Below are 22633 nucleotides of genomic sequence, written 5' to 3' on the forward strand. Positions count from 1 at the left end.
TTATGATTTGGCTGCGTGAGTTCTGGACACAAATCTGGATAACCCTGGTGGTCGCTGCGGTGACCCTGGCGCTGTATACCAGTTTGGGTCGCCAACTGATTCCGCTGGTGGAAACCTACCGCATTGATCTTGAGCACGAGCTGACCCGGCAACTGGGTCAGCCGGTCTCTATTGGCCAGCTGCAGGGTGACTGGAATGTGCTGTCGCCGCTGGTGCGTATGCAGGATGTGCAGATCGGACTGCTGGCTGACGGCATTCATATTGAGCGCATGGAAGCCGAGCTGGATGTCAGTGCCAGTGCTTTTTATCGCTTGCCGGTGTTCAAGCGCATCGAAATTCAGGGTGTGCGCGCCGACCTTTACCAGCGTGATCAGACACACTGGTCGATTGGCCGTTCCTGGTTGGTCGATCTGAGTGGTATTAAGCGTCAGCCTGGGGCTGCCGACCAGGTGAAAATTGCCGCCTCCAGTAATCCGCTCTGGCTGAACTGGCTGGAGCTGCAACAGGCCATCATCTTTACCGATTGGCAGATCACCAGTTTCGATCCACAGATGACGCGCGAAGATGTGCAGATTGACCGGCTGGTATGGCGTAACCGTGGCGACAGTCATGAGTTGGACGGCAACCTGGCCTGGGGCCGTGAGCAGTTGGCGAATATCAAACTGATGGCCTCGGTTGATGGCGATCTCTGGCCCTGGCACCGGCAGAACGGCGAAGTGTTCCTGCGCATTGATAATCAGGAGTGGACGCGCTGGATTCCCGATCAGTTACCCGGCGGTCTGAGCATTGAGCGTTTTAGCGCGGGCGCTGAAGCCTGGCTCAGCATTCGCGATGGTGATCTGAACGCCTTGTACATTGATGCCGATATCCCTGAATTTACCCTGAATACCGCCGGTCAGCCGCTGGCGCTGAGCGGCGGCAGTCTGAAAGTCGGTGGTGAGCATAATGGCGATGACTGGCACCTGCGTGTGTTACCGCGCTTTGACCAGGCACTGCCCATCGACAGCCTGAGCCTGAGTGCTATCAGCCTGCCGCAGCAGAAGGGCTGGCAGATCGGTGTGCCGGTTCTCGGTGTGGCCGCGGCGCGGCGCTTTATTCTTGATCATCAATTGCTGCCCGAGCCGTTCGATGAGTATGTCGCAGGCACCGATGGCCGTGGTGAAGCACGCAATCTGCGTATATCGCTGCTGCCGGGCGAGCCCTGGCAGGTCGATGTGCGGGCGGATGTGGTCAACGCCAGCAGCGCGGCTTATCACGGCATCCCCGGTTTCAGCGATGTCAGTGGTACGTTGCATCTGCAGCCTCAGGGCGGTTTGTTGCAGGTAGAGCAGGATGATCTGGGCGTGCATCTGGCGGATGTCTATAACCGTCCATGGACGTTGCAGAACCTGTCAGCCCGCTTCTATTGGGCGATTACACCGGATTTTTACCAGTTGCAATTACGCGGTTTGAAGGCCGGGCTGCAAGAGGCTGACTCTGAACAGGGGTCGCCAACGGCCTGGCCTGTCAGTGGCGAGCTGGCGATTAACCTGCCGCGCAGTCACAGCGCTACCGAGCCCACCCTGAGCCTGATGTTCGGTCTGCCACAGGCTCCCGCCAGTCTGCGCGGGCAGCTGGTGCCGGATATTCTTGATCCGGCCGTACGCGACTGGCTTGACCAGTCGATCGTCAGCGGTGATTTCCGCGATGCGGCTTTTCTGCTGCACGGTAGCCTGCAGGAGGATCACCCGGACAACAGCCTGACCACTCAGTTGTATCTGGAAGTAGAAGATGCCGAGTTGAAATACATGCCTGACTGGCCCGCCATGACCGCCATCAAAGGCCGTTTGATGATGGATGCACCGGCGCTGGACGTCTGGCTGGAACAGGGGCGGACACTGGGTGGTGAGCTGGTGCCGCATTCTGGCCGTGTGCGTCTGCGTCCCGGTCATGATGGCCATACCGCGTTGTCGGTCGCAGGTCGTTTGCGCGGCGACAGCAGCGAAGGCTTGCGTTATTTCACGGAAACACCCTTGCAGGAAGTGGTCAATAACGCCTTTGATTATTGGCAGGGCAGTGGCCCAATGAACAGCAACCTGCTGCTGGAAATGCCTTTGGGAGTCGAGGATGCGCAGCCGGAAGTCAAACTGGAGCTGGAGCTGAGTGATAACCAGCTGCGTCTTGATGATCTGAATCTGGAGCTGGCGAATGTTAAAGGCCGGTTGCGTTACAACAGCCAGGTCGGCATGTTGTCCGACTGGCTCGAAGGCGATCTGTTTGGTGGCCATTTCAGTGCCGGTATCGAATCCGTCGGCCGTCCCGGCGGTTTTGATATGGTGCTGAGTGCGGTAGGCGATGCTCAGTGGCGCGGCTTTAAAGAATGGATGCCTATGTTTCTGCTGGATCCGGTCAGTGGTGTGCTGGATTACAAGGCGCGTTTAACGGTTGGCTCACAGGGCGTGGTGTTTAACCTGGATTCTGATCTGCAGGGTACCGCCATTGACCTGCCATATCCGCTGGGAAAAACCGCCGATGCCGCGGCGCGCTCAGTGCAGGTGCGGATTGAGCCCGGTACAGAAACCCGTATTAACCTCAATTACGACAACCTGCTGCGCGCTGCACTGGCTCTGGATGATGAAGGCCTGAACCGCGGTCAGGTGTATCTCGGCGGTTCTGAGCCTTTCTTGCCGAGTGATAAAGGTGTGGTGGTACGCGGCCAGTTGAGCGAATCCATCATCGCTGCCGATTGGTGGGACAGCTGGCAACATCTGTCGGCATTGCTGGCGGCTGAAAGCGCGGGGAAAACGGCCACACACAACGCACCTGCGACCGCTCACAGCAACAATCCACTACGCAGTATCGACCTGACATTAGGCGGTATTGATGCCTGGGGCACGGCCATGGGGCCAACCCATATCAAAGCGACACAGCAGTGGGATGAGTGGGATTTTGATCTCGACAGTACGCTGGTGAAAGGCAAAATCCGCATGCTGCCGGGCAATGAGCCGATTCAGCTGACGCTGGATTATATTCACCTGCCACAGGCTGAAGAAGAGCCGGGTAGTCTGGCGCAGCTGGATGACTCGCAAGCTGGCACGGGCCCTGATGACATCACCGTTGAAGCACTCAAGCCCGATCCGCTGGCGGCCATTAATCCGGCGGACTTTCCGCCCATGGATATGGAGTTGGGTGAATTTTACGTCGGTAACCGCAATCTGGGGCGCTGGAAACTCAGCAGCCGGCCGCAGGATTCAGGCTTGCAGGTCACCGTGCATGACAGCGACATGAAAGGCATGGTGTTTACCGGTGATATGTACTGGCTGAAGCAAAACGATCAGCATCAGACCCGTCTCGATACGCTGCGGATCAGCAGTAATGACATCGGCCGGGTACAGCGAGCTTTCCGTCAGGAGGCCGCGATTGAAGGCAAAGACATGCGCTCAACTCTGCAGCTGAGCTGGCAGGGATCGCCCCTGGCGTACAACAGCCAGACGCTCAATGGTCTGGCCAGTGTGCGGGTGAAGGATGGCAACATGGCTGCGGAAGGCGCCGGTGCGCTGAAAGCGTTTGGTGCGCTCAACTTTAATTCGGTTGCGCGCCGCCTGAAACTGGATTTCTCCGACCTGTATCAGTCCGGGGTGGCCTTCGACACGCTCAAAGGAAAGGCCAGAATCGACAATGGCTTACTGACCCTGACCGAGCCTTTGAGTATGGATGGGCCGGGCGGTAAGTTCCTGACCTCAGGTAGCACGAATCTGAATACCGAGACGCTGGACATGAAGCTGGCGGTGACCTTCCCGGTATCCAGCACCTTACCGATGGTCGCCTTGCTGGCCGGTCTGGCTCCGCCGGTGGCGGCCTCGATTTACGTCACCGAAAAACTGATTGGCGATGAATTGGCGCGTTTTACCAGCGCCAGTTACGACCTGAAAGGGACCTGGGAAAAACCGGATCTGAAGATCAATCAGGCCTTTGACGATAAGGTCGACGGTAAGAAAAGCCGTAGCTTGCTGGAACGCTTCAAGAGTATTTTCTACATCTTTGGCGGAGGCGATGACGACTGATGAAAACCGTGGCCGTTATTCAGTTCAGCAGCCAGCCTCAGATAGAGCACAATCTGGCGCAGGCGTATGGTCTGTTGCAGCAAGCGGCGGCGCAGGGTGCGGTGCTGGCGTTGTTGCCGGAAATGTTTCTGACGCTGGATGGCAAACAATACAACGCCATTGCCGCTGATCCGCAGTATGTGCGGCGTCTGGCCGGTTGGGCACGGGAGCTGAAACTCTGGCTGGTGGCGGGGGCGGTGCCGATGGCCTGCCCGGATGGTGATCCGCGCGTGCGCTCCGCTTGTCTGGTGTTTAACAATGACGGCGATCAGGTGGCGCGCTACGACAAGATTCATTTGTTTGATGTCGATGTAGGCGATGCCCACGGCAGTTACCGTGAATCAGAACGCTTTGCACCCGGTGATGAGGTGGTGCTGGTGGATACCCCGGCCGGCCGTTTGGGGCTGGTAATCTGTTACGACCTGCGCTTTCCGGGCCTGTTTCAGCGTTTACGCGATCAGGGCGCGGAACTGATTTCTGTTCCCGCGGCATTTACTCACACCACCGGTGAAGCGCATTGGCAGACGCTGTTGCGTGCCCGCGCGATTGAGACCCAGTGTTACGTGCTGGCGGCCAATCAATGTGGTTGGCATGACGACAAGCGACGCACGTTCGGGCATTCGCAGATTATTGATCCCTGGGGGACGGTGTTGACCGAGCTTGAGGAAGAGATGGGTGTGGCGCTGGCGCAGATCGATTTGCAGCAGCTGGCGGATGTCCGTAAAAAAATGCCGGTGACTCAGCACCGGCGTTTCTGATCGGATGGCAGTTAGTCGGCCATCTGTTCCTTAATAAACTGGAACAGCTTCTTATATGAGGTGCCGGGTTTCGGTGGCTCACTGCTCATTTCTTTCTGTGCATTACGCACCAGATTGCGCAGCTGCTGGCGATCAACCGCCGGAAACTCTTCAATAAAGGCATTCAAACCATCGTTATCGCTGACCAGACGGGTACGCCACATTTCCTGTTGGCGGATACGACGGCCATAAGCCTGGCTGGATGGATCGAACAGATCCAGCTTGGCCTGGATTGCATCCATATTCTCATCGCCAACCAGACGGCCAATGTATTGCATATGGCGACGCTTGGCTTCGTGCTGCTTCAGACGGGCGTTTTCAACCAGCGCGTTGTACAGGGTTTCACTGATTGGCAGCTCTTTCCATTTGGCGGCATTCAGTTCGGTCAGGCGTTTGCCGAGCTCCTGCCAGCGGTGTGCTTCGCGTTTCATTTCGGACTTACTGACGTATTCGATTTCGTCGTCCGGGTAATCAGATTCGTTCATCAGGGGTACTTTAATGCAGGTTACAGATAGAACAGGGTAGCTAACCCCAGGAAAGATAGAAAGCCGATCACGTCGGTGACGGTGGTCAGCACAACGCTGCCGGCCAATGCGGGATCAATACCGCGCGCTTTAAGCAGCAGTGGCAGGCTGGCGCCGGTCATCGCCGCCACCATCAGATTAATGATAATGGCCGCGCCGATAATGATGGCAATGGCCGGATCGCGGAACCAGGCATAGGTAATCAGGGCGATTACCACCGCCCAGAGCACGCCGTTGATGGCGGCCACCATGATTTCGCGGTTAAACAGCCAGCGGAAGTTGCTGCCACTGAGATGACCCAGCGCCTGACCTCGGATGACCAGCGTCAGCACCTGGCTGCCGGCGATACCGCCCATGCTGGCCACAATCGGCATTAAGACCGCCAGCGCAACCACCTGCTCGATGGTTTTATCAAACAGGCCGATAACCGCCGAAGCGGCCAGTGCGGTGAGCAGGTTAATGCCCAGCCAGACCGCCCGGCGGCGGCTGGTTTTCAGCGTCGGGGCGAAGGTATCTTCTTCGTCATCCAGACCGGCCATGCTCATCAGCGAGTGGTCCGCGGTTTCGCGGATAACGTCTACCACGTCATCGATGGTGATACGGCCAAGCAGCATACCGGCGGCATCAACCACCGGCGCCGATACCAGATCGTGGCGTTCGAACAGTTTGGCAACTTCGCTTTCGTGCTGGGTTGCCTGAATGACGCGCGCGTCGGTGCTCATGACTTCACGCACGGTTTGCTGCGGATCGCTGACCAGCAGTTTGCTGATGGCCAGCGTACCGATAAATTCGTTCTGACGGTTAACCACCAACAGGTTATCGGTCATGGCTGGCAGGGATTTGTGGCGGCGCAGGTAGCGCAGCACCACTTCAAGGGTGATGTCCGGACGGATGGTCACGGTATCGGTGTTCATCAGACCACCGGCACTGTCCTCCGGATAGCCCAGAACCGCCTCGAGGCGGGCCCTGTCCTGGTGGTCCATCGACTCCAGAACTTCCTGAGTAACGCGTTCCGGCAGCTGTTGCAGCATGTCGGCCACGTCATCGGTGTCGAGGTCAGCGGTCAGATCGACAACTTCTTCGGCACTCATGTCACTCAGAAAGTGGCTTTGCAGCTCCTCACTGAGGTTCTGCATGACCTCGCCTTCGAGTTCCTTGTCGACCAGTTCCCACAGCAGTTTACGGGCTTTAGGCGGAGAGGATTCGATCAGGTGGGCGATATCAACCGGAGCCAGGCCTGAATTCAGGATGCGACGCACCTGCGCCAGCGCACCACTTTCCAGCGCGGCGGTCAGGCTGTGTAACTTGGCTTTAGCCTTTTCGGTCTGCTGTGCCATGCGTCGCTCGGTTCAGGGGATGGTTGAATGCTCAGATTCTAGCCTGATTAGGCCTCTGATACCACGAAACTACTCGCAGAATTGCGCGTAGAAGATTGTTTTACGGCGTTATTCTTCTTCGTCAAAACGACGGTTAATCAGATCCGTCAATGCCGCCAGCGCATGTTCGGCATCCTGACCTTCGGCGTGGATGTGGATGTTGGTGCCCTTGCTGGCGGCCAGCATCATAACCGCCATAATGCTCTTGCCATCGACCATGCGGTCAGGATAGCCGACTTTAACCTGGCAAGAGTAGGCCGTGGCCGTTGACACCAGCTTGGCGGCAGCGCGGGCGTGCAGGCCAAGCTTATTAATGATGGTGATTTCTATGCTGGTCATCCGTATCAATCCTGATGAGAGTCGGCGCTGCCCAATTCGCGGTGGCGAACCTGAACATTGCTGTAATGATGACAAAATTCTGCCTTAAGTTGCTCGGACAGGTAAACGGAACGGTGCTGGCCGCCGGTACAGCCGATGGCAATGGTCATATAGCTGCGGTTGGCATCGACAAACGCAGGTAGCCAGCGCTGAATAAAGCCGCTGATATCCTGCTGCATGTGCTGCACCTGAGGCTCGTTACCGAGAAAGTCGATGATCTGCTGATCGCGTCCGGTGAATCCCCGCAGGGCCGGGTCCCAGTAGGGGTTGGGCAGGTTGCGCACGTCGAAGACGTAATCGGCGTCGATCGGAATGCCGTGTTTAAAACCGAAGGATTCAAACAGGATGGCGATATCGTTGCTGGTTTTATCTGCGACCCGGAGTTTGATCAGGCTGCGCAGTTCATGCACCGACATGTTGGTGGTATCCAGGGTCAGGTCGGCCAGGTTGGCAATGGGTTCCAGCAGCAGGCGCTCTTTATCGATGGCTTCGGCCAGGGAAACGCTTTTACTGGTTAGTGGGTGCTTACGCCGGGTGGAGCTGAAGCGCTGCAACAGCACTTCTTCGCTGGCGTCGAGATACACCACGTCGAGCTGATATTCTGCACTGGGTAACTGATGCAGAACGTCATGGATGTTATCGAATGCGTGGGGCAGGTTGCGGGCGTCAACGCTGACCGCAACCTTGGCCAGCTTTTCTTCGATTTCGGTCTGACGGGCCAGTGCCGGCAGCAATGCAACCGGCAGGTTATCGATGCAATAGAAGCCAAGGTCTTCCAGCACGTGCAAGGCACTGGATTTACCAGAGCCTGAGCGGCCGCTGATGACGACTAAACGCATGCCTTGCTCCTCTGTTGTTGCGTTTGCCTGAGCTTGATCAGACCCGCCTTATGTTCAGTATTCGCTTAATGCCCGCTGATAAAATTGCTGTGCATCCGGCGCTTTACGCAGGGCTTCGCGGTAGGCTGGCTCGCTGAAATTCCGCGCCAGCATCGCTAATACCTGCAGATGTTGTTCGGTGGCTTCTTCCGGTACCAGCAGGGCGAAGACCAGATCGACCGGCTGGCGGTCGATGGCATCGTAATCCACAGGTTCCATCAGTCGCAGCAGTACGCCCATCGCCTGGTCACATTGTTTCAGGCGGCAGTGGGGAATGGCGATGCCTTCGCCAATCCCGGTACTGCCCAGGCGTTCACGGCTGAGTAATCGCTCGTAAATATCGTCGGCGGAACTATCGCTGAGTTGCTCAGCGATAAAACCTGCCAGGTACTCCAGCAACTTCTTTTTACTGGAAACCGGGGCATCAATCAGAGTGCGTTCCGGTGTGAGGATATCCTCGATGCGAATGTCCATTAATCAGCCTTGTCCGTGTTGCCGCGCCACCAGTTTTTCTTTGTGTTTCAGTACCTGACGGTCGAGTTTGTCGGTCATCTGATCAATAGCGGCGTACATATCGTCGTTTTCGGCGCTGGCATGCAGATCGGCACCACTGACGTGGATGGTGGCTTCGGCAATCATGCGCTCTTTGATCACGGTCAGGGTGACCTGGCCGTTGGTAATGTTGTCAAAGTGGCGTCCCAGCTTGGACATTTTTTCGTCTACGTAAGTTTGCAGAGATTCGGTAACGTCAACGTGGTGACCGCTGATATTAATCTTCATGTCCAACTCCTTGTTGCTGGCTTGTTGTTTTTCAAATCAATTGTTTACGTTCATTCGATGGCGGAATCATCATGGCTTCACGGTATTTGGCCACCGTACGCCGCGCCACCTGAATGCCTTTATCCCCCAGTACCGCCGCGATTTTGTTGTCGCTCAGCGGTTTGCGGGTGTTTTCTTCGGCAATCAGTTTTTTAATCATGGCACGGATTGCGGTGGAGGAACATTCGCCGCCGCCATCGGTGCTGACATGGCTGGAGAAAAAGTACTTCAGTTCGAAGATTCCGCGTGGTGTATGCATGTATTTCTGCGTCGTCACACGGGAAATAGTGGATTCGTGCATGCCAACGGCTTCGGCAATATCATGCAGAACCAGTGGCTTCATGGCCTCTTCGCCCTGTTCGAAAAACTCAATCTGATATTCAACGATTTTGGTGGCCACTTTCAGCAGGGTTTCATTACGGCTTTGCAGGCTTTTGATAAACCAGCGGGCTTCCTGCAGGTGATCACGCAAGAAGGCGTTGTCGGTGCTGTTATCAGAACGGCGCACCAGTGAGGCGTAATCGGCATTAACGCGCAGTTTTGGCGCAATATCGGGGTTCAGCTCAACCCGCCATTCGTCGCGGATATTGCGCACCAGAACATCCGGTACCACGTATTCGGCCTGTTCGGCGCTGATGCCGGAGCCCGGCTTAGGGTTCAGTTCTTTGATCAGACGCAGGACGGCTTTGAGGTCATCTTCACGCAACTTGGTTTTGCGCATCAGCGTTGGGTAATCTTTGCTGCCGAGCAGCTCGATATAATCGCGGATCACCATTTTGGCTTCGCTCAGCCACGGGGTTTCGGCTGGCAGCTGCTGTAATTGCAGCATCAGGCATTCACGCAGGTCGCGGGCAAAAGCACCGGCCGGATCAAATTGTTGCAGACGATGCAGTACGGCCATCACTTCGTCTTCTTCGACGTCCAGTGCGGGGTCCATGCTTTCCAGAATGTCTTCGACAGTGGTGTGCAGGTAGCCGTCGTCATCGACGCCGTCGATCAGCATCAGGGCGATTTCACGGTCGGTGTCGGACATGGGGGTCAGGTTCAGTTGCCACAGCAGATGATCCTGCAGATCTTCGGTGCTGGCGTGACGCGAGTCGTAATCGAAATCGTCGTCGATGGCGTTACTGCTGCTGCCGGAGGCAACGCTGGCGGTGGTCTGGTAGGTATCTTCCCACTGACTGTCGACGGGCAGGTCGTCAGGTAATTGCTCTTGCGACCACTGTTCGTCCAGCTCCGGCGTGTCGTTGTGGCTGTCATCCTGACTGCTGACTTCGTTGCTGGTGGTGGTGTCGTGATCGCTGTTGCGTGACAGGTCGGGCAGATCATCGTGCTCGTGCTCTTCCACTTCGAGCATCGGGTTGGAATCGAGGGCTTCCTGAATCTCCTGCTGCAGATCAAGGGTGGACAGCTGAAGCAGGCGGATGGCTTGTTGCAACTGAGGGGTCATGGTCAGGTGCTGACCCATCTTTAACTGAAGAGACGCTTTCATAAAAGTTCAGTAATCACTCAGTATCGGCATAGTCTGTGCATTATACGCCAAGCGGTAAACCTTGGAATCTTTTGTGCATATTCCTTTGCGCTGAATCATCAGCAGCGTCCTGGCTGCCAGGGTCGCCATCACAGGCGGAAATCCTCGCCCAGATACACTTTACGTACCTGCTCGCTGGCGAGTACCTGCTCGGGGGTGCCTTCGGCAATAATGTGGCCGCCTCCGACAATATAGGCTTTCTCACAGATAGCCAGAGTTTCACGTACGTTGTGGTCGGTAATCAGTACGCCAATTCCCCGCGCTTTAAGCTGGCGGATGATGTCCATGATGTCAGCTACAGAAATTGGGTCAACCCCGGCGAAGGGCTCATCGAGCAGAATAAACGACGGCTCTGCGGCCAGTGCGCGGGCAATCTCTACGCGGCGGCGCTCACCACCAGACAGCGACATGCCCAGGCTGCTGCGGATGTGCTGAATATGAAACTCATTGAGCAGATCTTCCAGCTTTTCCAGACGCTGCGCGCGGTTGAGGTCTTTGCGCGTTTCCAGAATGGCGAGGATATTATCGGCGACACTCAATTTGCGGAAAATGGAGGCTTCCTGCGGCAGGTAGCCAATGCCCTTTTGCGCCCGGCCGTGCATCGGCAGATGGCTGATATCTTCGTCATCGATTTTGATACGGCCTTTGTCGGCCTGCACCAGATTCACAATCATATAAAAACAGGTGGTTTTACCGGCACCGTTAGGGCCGAGTAAACCGACAATCTGGCCGCTGTGCACCGACATAGAGACATCTTTAACGACTTCCCGGCCGTTATAGCTTTTTGCCAGGTTTTCGGCTTTCAGCGTTTTCATGGCTGTTCCTGCGCAGGAGTATCGTTAAATGTACTGTTGTCAGTGCCGTTATTGGCCGCGTTGCCGGTGGCCGGTGGCTGTGACTCTTGGGCAGGAGCCTGCGGCTGGATAACCACTTTGATGCGTTGCTTCTCGCCGTCGCCAGCAGGCTGACCGGTGGTATTCGTACCGCCACTGGCCGTGACCGTTTCTTTGGTCATGTCGTAGAGAATGTTCTCGCCGCTGAATTGGTTGCCATCCTGTTGCAGCTGGGCGTTACCCTGAACTTTGATTTCACGCTGCTGGGCAAAGTAATGAATGCGCGTGCCATGGGCTTTGGTCAGCGGTTTGCCGGCATTAACCTGTTGCTGATAGCGCGCCGGATTGTCTGTGCTGCCTTCGGCAACGGCTTCTTCCAGCGTGTCGTTGGTGCGGATAATCAGTAAGCGGTCTGATTCAATGCGCAGCGTGCCCTGAGTCAGAACAACATTGCCTTCGTAGATCACCACGCCCGCTTTGCGGTCAAGTTCGGCGCGTTCAGAAAGAATGGTCATCTCCTGTTGCCAGTCGTCGGGCAGGGCCTGCGCGACGGGCACACTGCACAGGAGAAACAAGCTGGCCAGAAGGCGGTGATTATTGCGGAACATAGCGGGTATCCACCTGTGATTTGAATTCCATGCGCTGGCGCGCGATATCCAGTGTCATACCGGTTGCGTTAATACGGGTTTGGGGGCTGGTAATGATTACCGGCTGGTCGGTTTCGGCCAGCTGCTGGCGGCTGTGATAGGTCAGTGTGCTGGTCTCAACCAGTATGTCGTCGCTGGGTTGGGTGGGGTTCAGCGGACGGATTTCTACCTGACCAACAAGACGCAGCGATTGTTCGTCATCCAGCATCGTTCCTTCGAGGGCATTCACCTGCCAGGTCTGGCCTTCATCATCGGCGGACATCAGCAGTGGCTCGGCAAATAAGGTACTTTTGGTTTGCGGATAATGCGTTGAGCGGGCGGCAACAAAGGTTTGTTGCAGCTTGCCACTGTTGTCGTACTGGCGGTTATACAGACCTTCACCATAGTAATCCGGCTCATGGTTCTGTTGTTCGCTCAGGGCAGGAGCCTGTTCCTGGGTGTAGCGATCGACTGCCAGCAGGGCCAGACCAAAAAACAGGGTCAGCAGCAGCAGCAGATAGCGCTTGCGCATCAGATAACGCCTGCGCGTAACAGATCATGCATATTGATTACGCCAACGGTTTGGTCGCCATCTTTAACCACCAGGGCGTTGATTTTGTTGTCTTCCATCAGCTTCAGCGCTTCGGCCGCAAGGGTGCCCGGCGTGGTGGTTTTACCGCCGACGGTCATAACATCGGCCATGGTGGCGGTGTGGATGTCGACACCGTTATCAATCGCGCGGCGTAAATCGCCATCGGTGAAAATACCGCTCAGCTTGCCGTTGTCCTGCACTGTGGTCATGCCCAGGCCTTTGGACGTTACCACCAACAGTGCTTCTGACAGCGTTGCCGCAGACGTTACTACCGGAATCTGGCTGCCACCGTGCATGATGTCTTCTACTTTAAGCAGCAGACGACGGCCAAGTGAGCCGCCCGGATGGGAGAAAGCGAAATCTTCGGCGGTAAAGCCACGGGCTTCCAGCAGCGCAACGGCCAGTGCATCCCCCATGACCAGAGCACAGGTGGTGGAGGAGGTTGGTGCCAGGTTCAGCGGACAGGCTTCCTGATTCACTCCGGTATTCAGGTGCGCATTTGCGGCACGGCCGAGGGTGGATTCCGGATTGCCGGTCATGCTGATCAGCGCGGTGCCGAGGCGTTTCAGCAGTGGCAGCAGGCTGGTTACTTCGCCGGTTTCGCCGGAATTAGACAGGGCAATCACAACATCAGAAGGCTGAATCATGCCCATATCGCCGTGGCTGGCTTCACCCGGGTGTACAAAAAAAGCCGGGGTGCCGGTGCTGGCCAGTGTCGCCGCCATCTTGTTGCCAATATGACCGGACTTGCCCATGCCGGTGACTACAACGCGCCCTTTGCAGTTCAGAATTAACTGGCAGGCGGTGGCAAAATCATCGGTCAGGCGACCTTCCAGCTGAGCAATGGCCTCCTGCTCCAGTTTAATGGTGCGGCGGGCAGATTGCAGAAAATCAAAATTCATATCAGTGGTCATGAGTTAGCCATAAAAAACAGAGATGCCAGATAGCCAGCGTAGCTGGTGGTCAGGAACAGACCGGCGAAACGTCCAAGATAGCCCTTACGATAACTGATTAAAAACAGAACCAACAGGGCGAGGGTCAGCGCCATCATAACCGCGTAGTCGCGGTACAGCGCCAGTGGATCAACCACGGTCACAGCCAGTAAACCAGGAATCGGCATAACGGTGAGCAGGTTGAAAATGTTGGAGCCAATAACGTTGCCGATGGCAATGTCGTGGTGGCCTTTGAGTGCACTGGCAACCGAGGCCGCCAATTCGGGCAAGCTGGTGCCGATGGCAACGATGGTCAGGCCGATGATTAAATCGCTGACACCATAAGCGCGGGCAATTTCGGTTGCACCCCAGACCAGTAGCTTGGAGCTGAACATCAGTGCGACCAGTCCGGCTACCAGCCAGAACAGTGCGATGCGCATGGGGGTGTTTTCGATTTCGGCGGCTTCGTCTTCATCAACAATGGCTTCACCGGATTCGCTGGTATCAAGAAACATCAGATACAGCGCGACCGCCATTGAACCAAATAAAATGATGGCATCGGTCATGTTCAGTTCAAGGTCGGCCAGTGTCAGGCCACCAATAATGCTGATCAGGATGAGCAACGGCAGTTCTTTTTTCAGCAGCTTCTTTTGCAGCGGGATCGGGCTGATGAGAGCGGTGATACCCAGTACCAGGGCAATGTTAGTGATGTTGGAGCCGAGGGCGTTACCAATGGCCAGGTTGCCGGCGCCGTCGAGGGAGGCTACGGCCGATACGAACATCTCCGGTGCGGAGGTGCCCATGGCAACAATGGTCAGGCCTACAACCAGCGGAGACATGCCAAGGCGGCGGGCGGAAGCAGCAGCGCCAATAACAAACTTGTCAGCACTCCATACCAAAATAATAAGACCAGCAATAACGGCAGCATAGGCTGTGAGCATGGGGCACCAGGGTTAATTAGCAGCAGAAAATTCAGCGCGTCATTGTACCCAAGGTAATTCTGCACGCAATTGCAACTCAGCGTTTTATTCGGAGCTCATTACAATAGTTTACAGCCGTTGGTTCCACCCGGACATTCCGCTATGCTAGCCCGACTATCCGTACCGAGTTAAAAGGACGACATTCATGTCCGTCAGTCAGCCCTACGTCTCTGTTCGTGGAATGAGCTTCAGCCGTGGTGAGCGGCTGATTTACAATAATATGGATGTGGATTTTCCGCGTGGCAAAGTGACGGCCATTATGGGACCGAGCGGAACCGGTAAAACCACACTGTTACGTCTTATCGGTGGCCAGCTGTTACCCGACAGCGGCTCTATTATGGTCGACGGGCACAACGTACCGGATTTATCGCGCAAAGATCTGTTTGATCTGCGCCGTAAAAAAATGGGCATGTTGTTTCAGACCGGTGCACTGTTCACCGACCTTAATGTTTTCGATAACGTGGCCTTTCCGCTGCGTGTTCACACCGACTTACCGGAATCCATGATCCGCGATCTGGTGCTGATGAAGCTCGAGGCGGTTGGTCTGCGCGGTGCGCGACATCTTTCTCCGGCCGAACTGTCCGGCGGCATGGCCAGACGGGTCGCTCTGGCGCGCTCTATTGCCATGGACCCGGAAATTATTATGTACGACGAGCCGTTTACCGGCCTCGATCCGATCTCCATGGGCATGATCGTTAAACTGATCCGTGGTCTTAATGAAGCGCTGGGACTGACCAGCCTGCTGGTGTCCCACGATGTCGAAGAATCCTGCGCTATTGCCGATTACCTCTGCCTGTTGTCCGATGGCCGGGTGATTGGTTTTGGTACGCCGGAAGAATTAATGAACGAAGGTAACGATGAAGTCCGGCAGTTCCTGCGGGGCGAGCCTGATGGTCCGGTGCCTTTCCATTATCCGGCTGATGATTACCGCGCAGATATTCTGGCAGGAGTGAATTAATGCTGGCCAAATTAATGGACAAAATACAAGCCGTTGGCCGCACAGGCACCAGTGTGATTGAGGCCATTGGCCGTGGCACGCTGCTGCTGAAAAATTCGCTGTTGTGGGGCGGGCCGGGCAGTGCGGGCTTTCATGATCTGCTCAAACAGATTTACTCCGTAGGCGTGCGCTCTCTCATTATTATTGTGGTGGCCGGTTTCTTCGTCGGCATGGTGCTGGGATTGCAGGGCTATAACATCCTGATCGATTTCGGTTCCGAAGCGGCACTCGGCACCATGGTATCGCTGACGTTGTTGCGGGAATTGGGCCCGGTGGTCACCGCGTTACTGTTTGCCGGTCGTGCCGGCTCGGCATTAACTGCCGAAATCGGTCTGATGAAAGCCACTGAGCAGTTATCCGCGATGGAAATGATGGGTGTCGATCCGTTTAAGCGGGTAATAACACCGCGTCTGTGGGCCGGTATTATTTCGATGCCGATTCTGGCGTTGTTGTTTTCCACCGTCGGTATCTGGGGCGGAGCCTTTGTCGCCGTCGATATGCTGGGTATCGACGATGGCGCTTACTGGGGCAACATGCAGGCTTCGGTAGAGTTTTATGAAGACGTGGTAAAGGGCATTATCAAATCGATGGCATTCGGTGTGGTAGTGACCTGGATCGCGGTGTATCAGGGTTATGATTCGGTGCCGACTTCGGAAGGTATCGGTAAAGCAACGACTCAGACGGTGGTGATTTCTTCACTGGCGGTGCTGGGACTGGATTTTGTTTTGACAGCCGTCATGCTGGGAGGCGTTTAATCATGCGCATGCGTTATATCGAAATTACGGTCGGAGCCTTTATGGTGATGGGCGTTGTCGCTCTGGTGCTGATGGCGTTCCGCGTCAGTGGTTTATCACTGCAGGATGCTGGTGACACTTACACCATCAAAGCCCGCTTTGAGAATCTGGGCGGTCTGACCGAGCGCGCCAAAGTATCAATGTCCGGCGTTACCATCGGCCGCGTGACCAAGGTCTATCTCGATCCGGAGTGGTATTCCGCCGTGGTGGAAATGGAAATCAGTAAATCCATGAGCACTCTTACCAAAGACACTTCGGCGGCCATTCTGACCGCGGGCCTGCTGGGTGAGAAATACATCGGCCTGACCGTCGGCGCCGAAGATGACTATCTGCAAACCGGCGACTGGATTGAAGACACTCAGTCTGCGCTGGTGCTGGAAGAACTGATAGGACGCTTCCTGTTTAATAAGGCAGAAGAAGGTTAAGGGTTAAAAGGAGTTAGCCATGCGTTGGCTGCTGGTATTACTGTCGTTGACATTGGGCTCCGTTGCTTACGCTGCGGACTCAGAAGAGCTGGCGGAGCAAGCCCATGAAATGGTGAAGCGCACCACAGAAAAAGTGATGGCTTCCATTCATAAAAACCGCGCGATTTACGAAAGTGATCAGGCGCGGTTTTTCTGGGAACTGGAAGATGTGCTAGGCCCGATGGTCGATTTCCAGCGCCTGACCCGGCGCATTATGGGTAACTACTATCGCGAAGCGACACTGGAGCAGCGCAAACGTTTTGCCAGTGCTTTCAAGCGCAGTCTGCTCAGTTCCTACGCCACCGGTCTGCTCGAATTTAATGACTACGAAGTCCGTGTGTTGCCGCCGAAAGTCGGGGTGGAAAATACCCTGCGCAATACGCTCGTGGATCTGGAAGTCGTGACGGCCGGCGGTCATGTTTTTCCACTGACGCAAAGCATGTACTTTCACCACCGCGATCGTCGCTGGATGGCGCAGAACGTCATCGTAAACGGTATTAATGTCGGCAAATTGTTCGGTGAACAGTTTGAGCAAATGGTGCAGGAAAACGATGGCAATATCGGTGTTGCCATTGAAGACTGGATCGAATCCCTGCAAGAGCAGGGGCGTAAGCTGCGTAAAAAAGCCCCGGGTGTCTGACGCCCGTTACTTAGTGCCTGTTTACTGATGTGAACAGATCCTGGCCAGAATGAGGACAAACCATGAGCGTGTCGCTGACCCGTGTTGATGATAACCGCGCTGAACTGAGCGGCAGTCTGCTGGCTTCCACCGTTGTCAGCGTGTTGCCGACCGGTGAAAAACTGATCCGCGCGGCAGCGGGTGAATGGACGCTGAATATGGCAGCGGTCACCGATGTTTCCAGTGCCGGCGTGGCGTTACTGCTGGAGTGGTTGCGCTGTGCCACCGCCGCAGATGTGAGCTTTCATATTGAAAATCTGCCCGAACACATGAAGCCCATTATTGATATCAGCGATCTTGATGCGCTGTTCGAGCCGTTGCTGGCCTGATTGATGTTTCTTTGACCCGCTGACGCGGGTCGGCAGCTTGTGATTTGTTACCCGCTTTCCTCTTTTCATTACATATTGCTCCCGCCATTTACTTCGCCCCGACACATAAATCCGCTATGATTGGGCGTTTTCCCCCAAGCTGAGTGGTGAAGCGGTATGTCCCCGGCGGAAATTCTGCAAATTCTGCAAACAGAATCCCCTGAAGTGAGCTGGCACGTTGATGGTGACGGCTACAAATACGAAGTTGAAGCAGTTGGTGATGTGTTTGATGGCCTGAATGCCGTTAAACGTCAGCAGTTTGTTTATCGTGTGCTTAATCCTTACATTGCGGATGGTCGTATTCATGCGGTCACCATTCGTACCTATACGCCTGCTGAAAAAGCCGAATAATAAGAACCCCTATGGATAAATTACGAATTGTGGGTGGAGCGCGTCTGGACGGTGATGTCCGTATCTCCGGCGCTAAAAACTCAGCGTTACCTATTCTTGCGGCCACCTTATTGGCCGAAGGTGTGATGCGGGTGGGTAACCTGCCGCACCTGCACGACATCACCACCATGCTGGAGCTGTTAGGCTGCATGGGTGTGGAAGTCGCTATTAATGAAGATATGTCGGTAGAAACCGACTGTGCCGGCGTTAAAAGCTGTGTTGCCCCATATGATCTGGTGCGCACCATGCGTGCCTCCATTCTGGTACTGGGCCCGCTGCTGGCACGTTACGGCGAAGCCGAAGTGTCGCTGCCAGGCGGCTGTGCCATCGGTTCCCGTCCGGTTGACCTGCACCTGCGCGGTATGGAAGCCATGGGCGCAGAAGTGGAAGTGCTGGACGGTTACATCAAAGCTCACGTGCCCGGCGGCCGTTTGCACGGTGCCAATATTTTCCTCGATACCGTGACCGTAACCGGTACGGAAAACATCATGATGGCGGCGGTGCTGGCTGACGGCACCGTTACCATCGAAAACGCTGCGCGTGAACCCGAGGTGGTTGACCTGGCGAACTGTCTGAACGCCATGGGCGCGAAAATCAGTGGTGCCGGTACCGACACTCTGGTGATTGAAGGCGTGGAAAAACTCTACGGCTGTTCATTCGATGTACTGCCGGACCGGATCGAAACCGGTACTTATCTGGTTGCTGCCGCCGTAACCGGTGGCCGGGTACGCACCAAAGATACCGACCCGTTAATTATGGAAGCGGTACTGCATAAGCTTGAAGAAGCCGGTGCTGAAATCACCACCGGCCCGGACTGGATTGAGCTGAACATGCACGGCAAACGGCCGAAAGCGGTGAATATCCGCACCGCGCCACACCCTGCGTTCCCAACCGATATGCAGGCTCAGTTTATGGTGCTGAATGCGGTTGCCGAAGGTACAGGTACCGTGATTGAAACCGTCTTTGAAAACCGCTTTATGCACGCCCAGGAACTGGTGCGTATGGGTGCGGATATTCATGTCGAAGGTAACACCGCGATTGTGACCGGTCGTGCAACCCTGCAGGGTGCTCCGGTGATGGCAACCGACCTGCGCGCATCCGCCTCGCTGGTGATTGCCGCACTGGTGGCCAGTGGCACGACCGATGTAAACCGCATCTATCACATTGACCGCGGTTACGAATGTATTGAAGAAAAATTCCAGCAACTGGGCGCCAATATCCGTCGCGTATCAGCCTGATACGCACGCCCTGCCGGATCGCTGACAGACAAGAGAGGATCAGCAACACGATGACTCAGCCGTTAACCATTGCCCTGTCGAAAGGGCGCATTCTGGATGACACTTTGCCCCTGCTGGCGGAAGCCGGTATCCATCCGGCAGAAGACATTCATAAGAGTCGTAAGCTGATTTTTGATACCAACCATGAGCATATTAAGCTGGTGGTCATCCGGGCCACCGACGTACCGACCTACGTGGAATACGGCGCTGCCGATCTGGGCGTGGCCGGTAAAGATGTGCTGATGGAATACGACAGCAACAACCTGTGCGAGCCGCTGGATCTGAACATTGCCACCTGCCGTCTGATGACGGCGGCGATTAAAGATGCCGTGATGCCGCAGGGGCGCTTAAAAGTCGCGACCAAGTTTGTGAATACCGCCAAGCGTTACTTTGCCGAGCAGGGTCGTCAGGTGGACATCATCAAATTGTACGGTGGTATGGAGCTGGCGCCGATCATGGGCCTGGCCGATATGATTGTGGATATCGTCGATACCGGAAATACCCTGAAGGCCAATGGTCTGGAAGCGCGCGATTTAATTGCCCCGATCAGCTCACGTTTAGTGGCCGGACGCGCGGCCATGAAAGTAAAGCATGCGCAGATTCAGCCCATCATTGATCAGATGGCGGCGGCAGTAGAGCGCCAGCGCCAGGCCAAGGTTTAATTTTCCGGAGTAATATCATGACTATCGAAATCCGTCGTTTCAGTTCTGCCCAGCCGGACTATGCGCAGCAGATGGATACGTTGCTGTCGTGGGAAGCGGTGTCTGATGCTCAGGTGCAGAAAACCGTGTCTGACATCGTGTTTGATATCCGTACCCGTGGCGATGCGGCATTAATTGAATACACCAATAAATTCGACCGCATGAATGTGTCGTCCATGGCGCAGCTGGAGCTGAGCCAGGAGCAATTGCAGAAGGCACTGGACGAATTACCGGCCGAACGCCGCGAAGCGTTACTGCTGGCGGCTGAGCGTGTACGCAGTTATCACGAAAAGCAAAAACAGGATTCCTGGGACTATACCGAAGCTGACGGTACTCTTTTAGGCCAGAAAGTAACGCCGATGGATCGCGTCGGCATTTACGTTCCCGGTGGTAAAGCGGCGTATCCGTCGTCTGTGCTGATGAATGCGATTCCGGCCCACGTTGCCGGTGTGCAGGAAATTATCATGGTGGTGCCAACCCCCGATGGCGAACTGAACCAGCTGGTACTGGCTGCTGCAGCCGCTGCTGGCGTCAGCCGCGTATTTACCGTGGGTGGTGCGCAGGCGGTTGCCGCGCTGGCGTACGGTACCGAAACCGTACCGGGCGTGGATAAAATCGTTGGCCCGGGCAACATCTATGTGGCGACTGCCAAACGTATGGTGTTTGGCCAGGTTGGTATCGATATGATCGCCGGTCCGTCGGAAATTCTGGTGGTCTGCGATGGCAAGACCGATCCCGACTGGATCGCGATGGATCTGTTCTCCCAAGCAGAACACGATGAAGACGCGCAATCGATTCTGGTATCGACCGATGCTGACTTCCTCGATGCCGTTAAAGCTTCCATCGATAAACTGCTGCCAACCATGGAACGCGCCGACATTATCCGTACCTCGCTGACTGAACGTGGTGCCCTGATTCACGCACAAAGCGATGTCGATGCGATTGCCATCATCAACCGCATTGCACCGGAGCACCTGGAATTATCGGTAGAAGATCCGCAAGCCTGGCTGCCAGCCATCCGTCATGCCGGTGCGATCTTTATGGGTCGTTACACCGCAGAAGCGCTGGGCGATTACTGTGCCGGTCCGAACCACGTATTGCCGACCTCCGGCACCGCGCGATTCTCATCACCTCTGGGCGTGTACGATTTCCAGAAGCGTTCGTCGCTGATTATGTGCTCGGCCGATGGCGCCTCTGAACTGGGTAAAACAGCATCGGTATTAGCCCGTGGAGAGTTTTTAACTGCCCACGCCCGCAGTGCCGAATACCGTATTAAGGACTGATATCAATGAGTCAGTTCTGGAGCCCGTTTGTAAAAGATCTGGTGCCTTATGTACCGGGTGAACAGCCGAAAATGACGCGGCTGGTAAAGCTCAATACCAACGAAAACCCGTACGGCCCGTCGCCTAAGGCGATTGCGGCGATGCAGGCGGAAGTGAATGACGATCTGCGTCTGTATCCGGATCCGAACGGTGATCGTCTTAAGCAGGCGGTTGCTGATTATTACGGCGTCAGCACGGCGCAGGTATTTGTTGGTAACGGTTCTGATGAAGTGCTGGCCCATGCCTTTCATGGTTTATTCCAGCACGGCAAGCCGCTGTTATTTCCGGATATTACCTACAGCTTTTATCCTGTGTACTGCGGTCTGTACGGCATTGAGCCAAAACAGATTCCGCTGGACGAAAACTTTCAGATTAATATTGCTGATTACGCCCGCGAAAAAGCCGGAGAAAACAGCGGCATTATTTTCCCAAATCCGAATGCGCCCACAGGATGTCTGCTGCCATTAGCCGCGATTGAACAGCTGCTTAAGCAAAATACCGATACTGTGGTGCTGGTCGACGAAGCCTATATCGACTTCGGTGGTGAAACGGCTATTGCGCTGGTCAACCAGTATCCGAACCTGCTGGTCACACAAACGCTGTCCAAGTCACGTTCGCTGGCCGGTCTGCGTGTGGGTATTGCCGTTGGCCACCCGGATTTAATCGAAGCGTTAGAGCGTATTAAAAACAGCTTTAACTCCTATCCGCTCGATCGCATGGCGATTGCCGGTGCGGCCGCAGCCTTCGATGACCGTGAATATTTTGACGATACCTGTCAGCGTGTGATCGACAGCCGCGATAATGTTGTGGCGAGTCTTAAGCAGCTGGGTTTTGACGTACTGCCATCAGCCGCGAACTTTGTGTTTGCCCGTCATCCGCAAAAAGATGCCGGAGAACTGGCTGCGGCGCTGCGTGAGCAGGGCATTATTGTGCGTCATTTTAAAACGCCACGTATTGCCCAGTTCCTGCGTATTACTATCGGCACGGACGAGCAGAACCAGATTCTGCTGGATGCGCTGAAAGGACTGTAAGTCTGGTAATGTTGGACATAAAAAAACGGGCTTTAACGCCCACTGCTGTCCCATAGTTTTTAATCAGCACCGTAGCTGACAAAAACAGCATTTTTTAACATCTAGGCCCAATGCCTCCCAGGGGAACTTATCCCCTTGCCGGCGGGCCGACCCCAGCTTCGCGCTTTCTGGGCCGTATTCCTTGAAACCTTGATATTTACTGGCCGCGCGCCTCATCGGCCATCCATGGCCGGAGCCACTTGTCCGCATCCCTGCGGACAGA

Annotated in this window: 24 protein-coding genes; 12 read left to right on the forward strand and 12 right to left on the reverse strand. The window is 55.5% G+C overall.

Annotation, left to right across the window (positions count from 1 at the left end; translation table 11 throughout):
- Positions 1-2: 2 nt before the first annotated feature.
- Positions 3-4043 (forward strand): YhdP family protein, encoded by a 4041-nt coding sequence (locus NYR02_RS14805; protein ID WP_260977127.1) that lies wholly within the window; start codon positions 3-5, stop codon positions 4041-4043.
- Entirely contained in the window at positions 4043-4840 is a 798-nt protein-coding gene (locus NYR02_RS14810) for a carbon-nitrogen hydrolase family protein (RefSeq protein ID WP_260977128.1), read from the forward strand. The genes NYR02_RS14805 and NYR02_RS14810 overlap by 1 nt, the downstream gene beginning before the upstream one ends.
- 11 nt (positions 4841-4851) lie before the next feature.
- Here the strand turns inward: NYR02_RS14810 and yjgA are convergent, their stop codons facing one another.
- From yjgA to NYR02_RS14870, 12 genes are all read right to left on the reverse strand, one after another.
- A complete protein-coding gene (yjgA, locus tag NYR02_RS14815; protein ID WP_260977129.1) occupies positions 4852-5364 on the reverse strand; it encodes a ribosome biogenesis factor YjgA in 513 nt (170 codons plus the stop codon).
- Between the two features lie 20 nt (positions 5365-5384).
- Positions 5385-6740, reverse strand: coding sequence for a magnesium transporter (gene mgtE, locus NYR02_RS14820; RefSeq protein WP_260977130.1), 1356 nt, complete (start codon positions 6738-6740; stop codon positions 5385-5387).
- Positions 6741-6848: 108 nt separating this feature from the next.
- Positions 6849-7118 (reverse strand): HPr family phosphocarrier protein, encoded by a 270-nt coding sequence (locus tag NYR02_RS14825; protein ID WP_260977131.1) that lies wholly within the window; start codon positions 7116-7118, stop codon positions 6849-6851.
- A gap of 5 nt (positions 7119-7123) precedes the next feature.
- Positions 7124-7996 carry an RNase adapter RapZ gene (rapZ, locus tag NYR02_RS14830; protein ID WP_260977132.1) on the reverse strand — a complete coding sequence of 291 codons (873 nt, stop codon included), beginning with the start codon at positions 7994-7996 and terminating at the stop codon, positions 7124-7126.
- A gap of 54 nt (positions 7997-8050) precedes the next feature.
- The gene (gene ptsN / locus NYR02_RS14835) at positions 8051-8509 is read right to left on the reverse strand and encodes a PTS IIA-like nitrogen regulatory protein PtsN (RefSeq protein WP_260977133.1); all 459 of its coding nucleotides are present in this window, start codon (positions 8507-8509) and stop codon (positions 8051-8053) included.
- 3 nt (positions 8510-8512) lie between these two features.
- On the reverse strand, positions 8513-8815 hold the full coding sequence (gene hpf, locus NYR02_RS14840; RefSeq protein WP_260977134.1) for a ribosome hibernation-promoting factor, HPF/YfiA family: 303 nt from the start codon (positions 8813-8815) through the stop codon (positions 8513-8515).
- A 31-nt stretch (positions 8816-8846) separates the two neighbouring features.
- Complete coding sequence (locus tag NYR02_RS14845; RefSeq protein WP_260977135.1) at positions 8847-10346, reverse strand: RNA polymerase factor sigma-54; 1500 nt, start codon at positions 10344-10346, stop codon at positions 8847-8849.
- Positions 10347-10474: 128 nt separating this feature from the next.
- Entirely contained in the window at positions 10475-11200 is a 726-nt protein-coding gene (gene lptB, locus NYR02_RS14850; protein WP_260977136.1) for an LPS export ABC transporter ATP-binding protein, read from the reverse strand.
- A complete protein-coding gene (lptA, locus tag NYR02_RS14855) occupies positions 11197-11826 on the reverse strand; it encodes a lipopolysaccharide transport periplasmic protein LptA (protein ID WP_260977137.1) in 630 nt (209 codons plus the stop codon). The genes lptB and lptA overlap by 4 nt, the downstream gene beginning before the upstream one ends.
- A complete protein-coding gene (gene lptC, locus NYR02_RS14860) occupies positions 11813-12376 on the reverse strand; it encodes an LPS export ABC transporter periplasmic protein LptC (protein ID WP_260977138.1) in 564 nt (187 codons plus the stop codon). Before lptC ends, lptA begins: the two co-directional genes overlap by 14 nt.
- The gene (locus tag NYR02_RS14865; protein WP_260977139.1) at positions 12376-13350 is read right to left on the reverse strand and encodes a KpsF/GutQ family sugar-phosphate isomerase; all 975 of its coding nucleotides are present in this window, start codon (positions 13348-13350) and stop codon (positions 12376-12378) included. The genes lptC and NYR02_RS14865 overlap by 1 nt, the downstream gene beginning before the upstream one ends.
- Positions 13347-14309: a calcium/sodium antiporter gene (locus NYR02_RS14870; RefSeq protein ID WP_260977140.1), complete on the reverse strand. Its 963-nt coding sequence runs from the start codon at positions 14307-14309 to the stop codon at positions 13347-13349. The genes NYR02_RS14865 and NYR02_RS14870 overlap by 4 nt, the downstream gene beginning before the upstream one ends.
- 184 nt (positions 14310-14493) lie before the next feature.
- Here NYR02_RS14870 and NYR02_RS14875 point away from each other — a divergent pair, with 184 nt between their 5' ends.
- The 10 genes from NYR02_RS14875 to hisC all read left to right on the forward strand — a co-directional run bounded on the left by NYR02_RS14875 (position 14494) and on the right by hisC (position 22371).
- The gene (locus tag NYR02_RS14875) at positions 14494-15306 is read left to right on the forward strand and encodes an ABC transporter ATP-binding protein (protein WP_260977141.1); all 813 of its coding nucleotides are present in this window, start codon (positions 14494-14496) and stop codon (positions 15304-15306) included.
- Positions 15306-16100, forward strand: coding sequence for a lipid asymmetry maintenance ABC transporter permease subunit MlaE (gene mlaE, locus NYR02_RS14880; RefSeq protein ID WP_260977142.1), 795 nt, complete (start codon positions 15306-15308; stop codon positions 16098-16100). Before NYR02_RS14875 ends, mlaE begins: the two co-directional genes overlap by 1 nt.
- A 2-nt stretch (positions 16101-16102) precedes the next feature.
- A complete protein-coding gene (mlaD, locus tag NYR02_RS14885) occupies positions 16103-16564 on the forward strand; it encodes an outer membrane lipid asymmetry maintenance protein MlaD (RefSeq protein ID WP_260977143.1) in 462 nt (153 codons plus the stop codon).
- 19 nt (positions 16565-16583) lie between these two features.
- Positions 16584-17243, forward strand: a complete 660-nt coding sequence (locus NYR02_RS14890; RefSeq protein WP_260977144.1) for an MlaC/ttg2D family ABC transporter substrate-binding protein — start codon at positions 16584-16586, stop codon at positions 17241-17243.
- Between the two features lie 62 nt (positions 17244-17305).
- Positions 17306-17611, forward strand: coding sequence for an STAS domain-containing protein (locus NYR02_RS14895; RefSeq protein WP_260977145.1), 306 nt, complete (start codon positions 17306-17308; stop codon positions 17609-17611).
- A gap of 156 nt (positions 17612-17767) precedes the next feature.
- The gene (locus tag NYR02_RS14900; RefSeq protein WP_145471025.1) at positions 17768-18001 is read left to right on the forward strand and encodes a BolA family protein; all 234 of its coding nucleotides are present in this window, start codon (positions 17768-17770) and stop codon (positions 17999-18001) included.
- An 11-nt stretch (positions 18002-18012) separates the two neighbouring features.
- Positions 18013-19278 carry a UDP-N-acetylglucosamine 1-carboxyvinyltransferase gene (gene murA, locus NYR02_RS14905; protein ID WP_260977146.1) on the forward strand — a complete coding sequence of 422 codons (1266 nt, stop codon included), beginning with the start codon at positions 18013-18015 and terminating at the stop codon, positions 19276-19278.
- A 50-nt stretch (positions 19279-19328) separates the two neighbouring features.
- On the forward strand, positions 19329-19979 hold the full coding sequence (gene hisG, locus NYR02_RS14910) for an ATP phosphoribosyltransferase (RefSeq protein WP_260977147.1): 651 nt from the start codon (positions 19329-19331) through the stop codon (positions 19977-19979).
- Between the two features lie 17 nt (positions 19980-19996).
- Complete coding sequence (hisD, locus tag NYR02_RS14915) at positions 19997-21301, forward strand: histidinol dehydrogenase (RefSeq protein WP_260977148.1); 1305 nt, start codon at positions 19997-19999, stop codon at positions 21299-21301.
- Between the two features lie 5 nt (positions 21302-21306).
- Complete coding sequence (gene hisC, locus NYR02_RS14920) at positions 21307-22371, forward strand: histidinol-phosphate transaminase (RefSeq protein WP_260977149.1); 1065 nt, start codon at positions 21307-21309, stop codon at positions 22369-22371.
- The last annotated feature ends 262 nt before the right edge of the window (positions 22372-22633 follow it).

Origin of the sequence: Thalassolituus pacificus, from assembly GCF_025318105.1 — a bacterium.
Lineage (GTDB): Bacteria > Pseudomonadota > Gammaproteobacteria > Pseudomonadales > Oceanobacteraceae > Venatoribacter > Venatoribacter pacificus.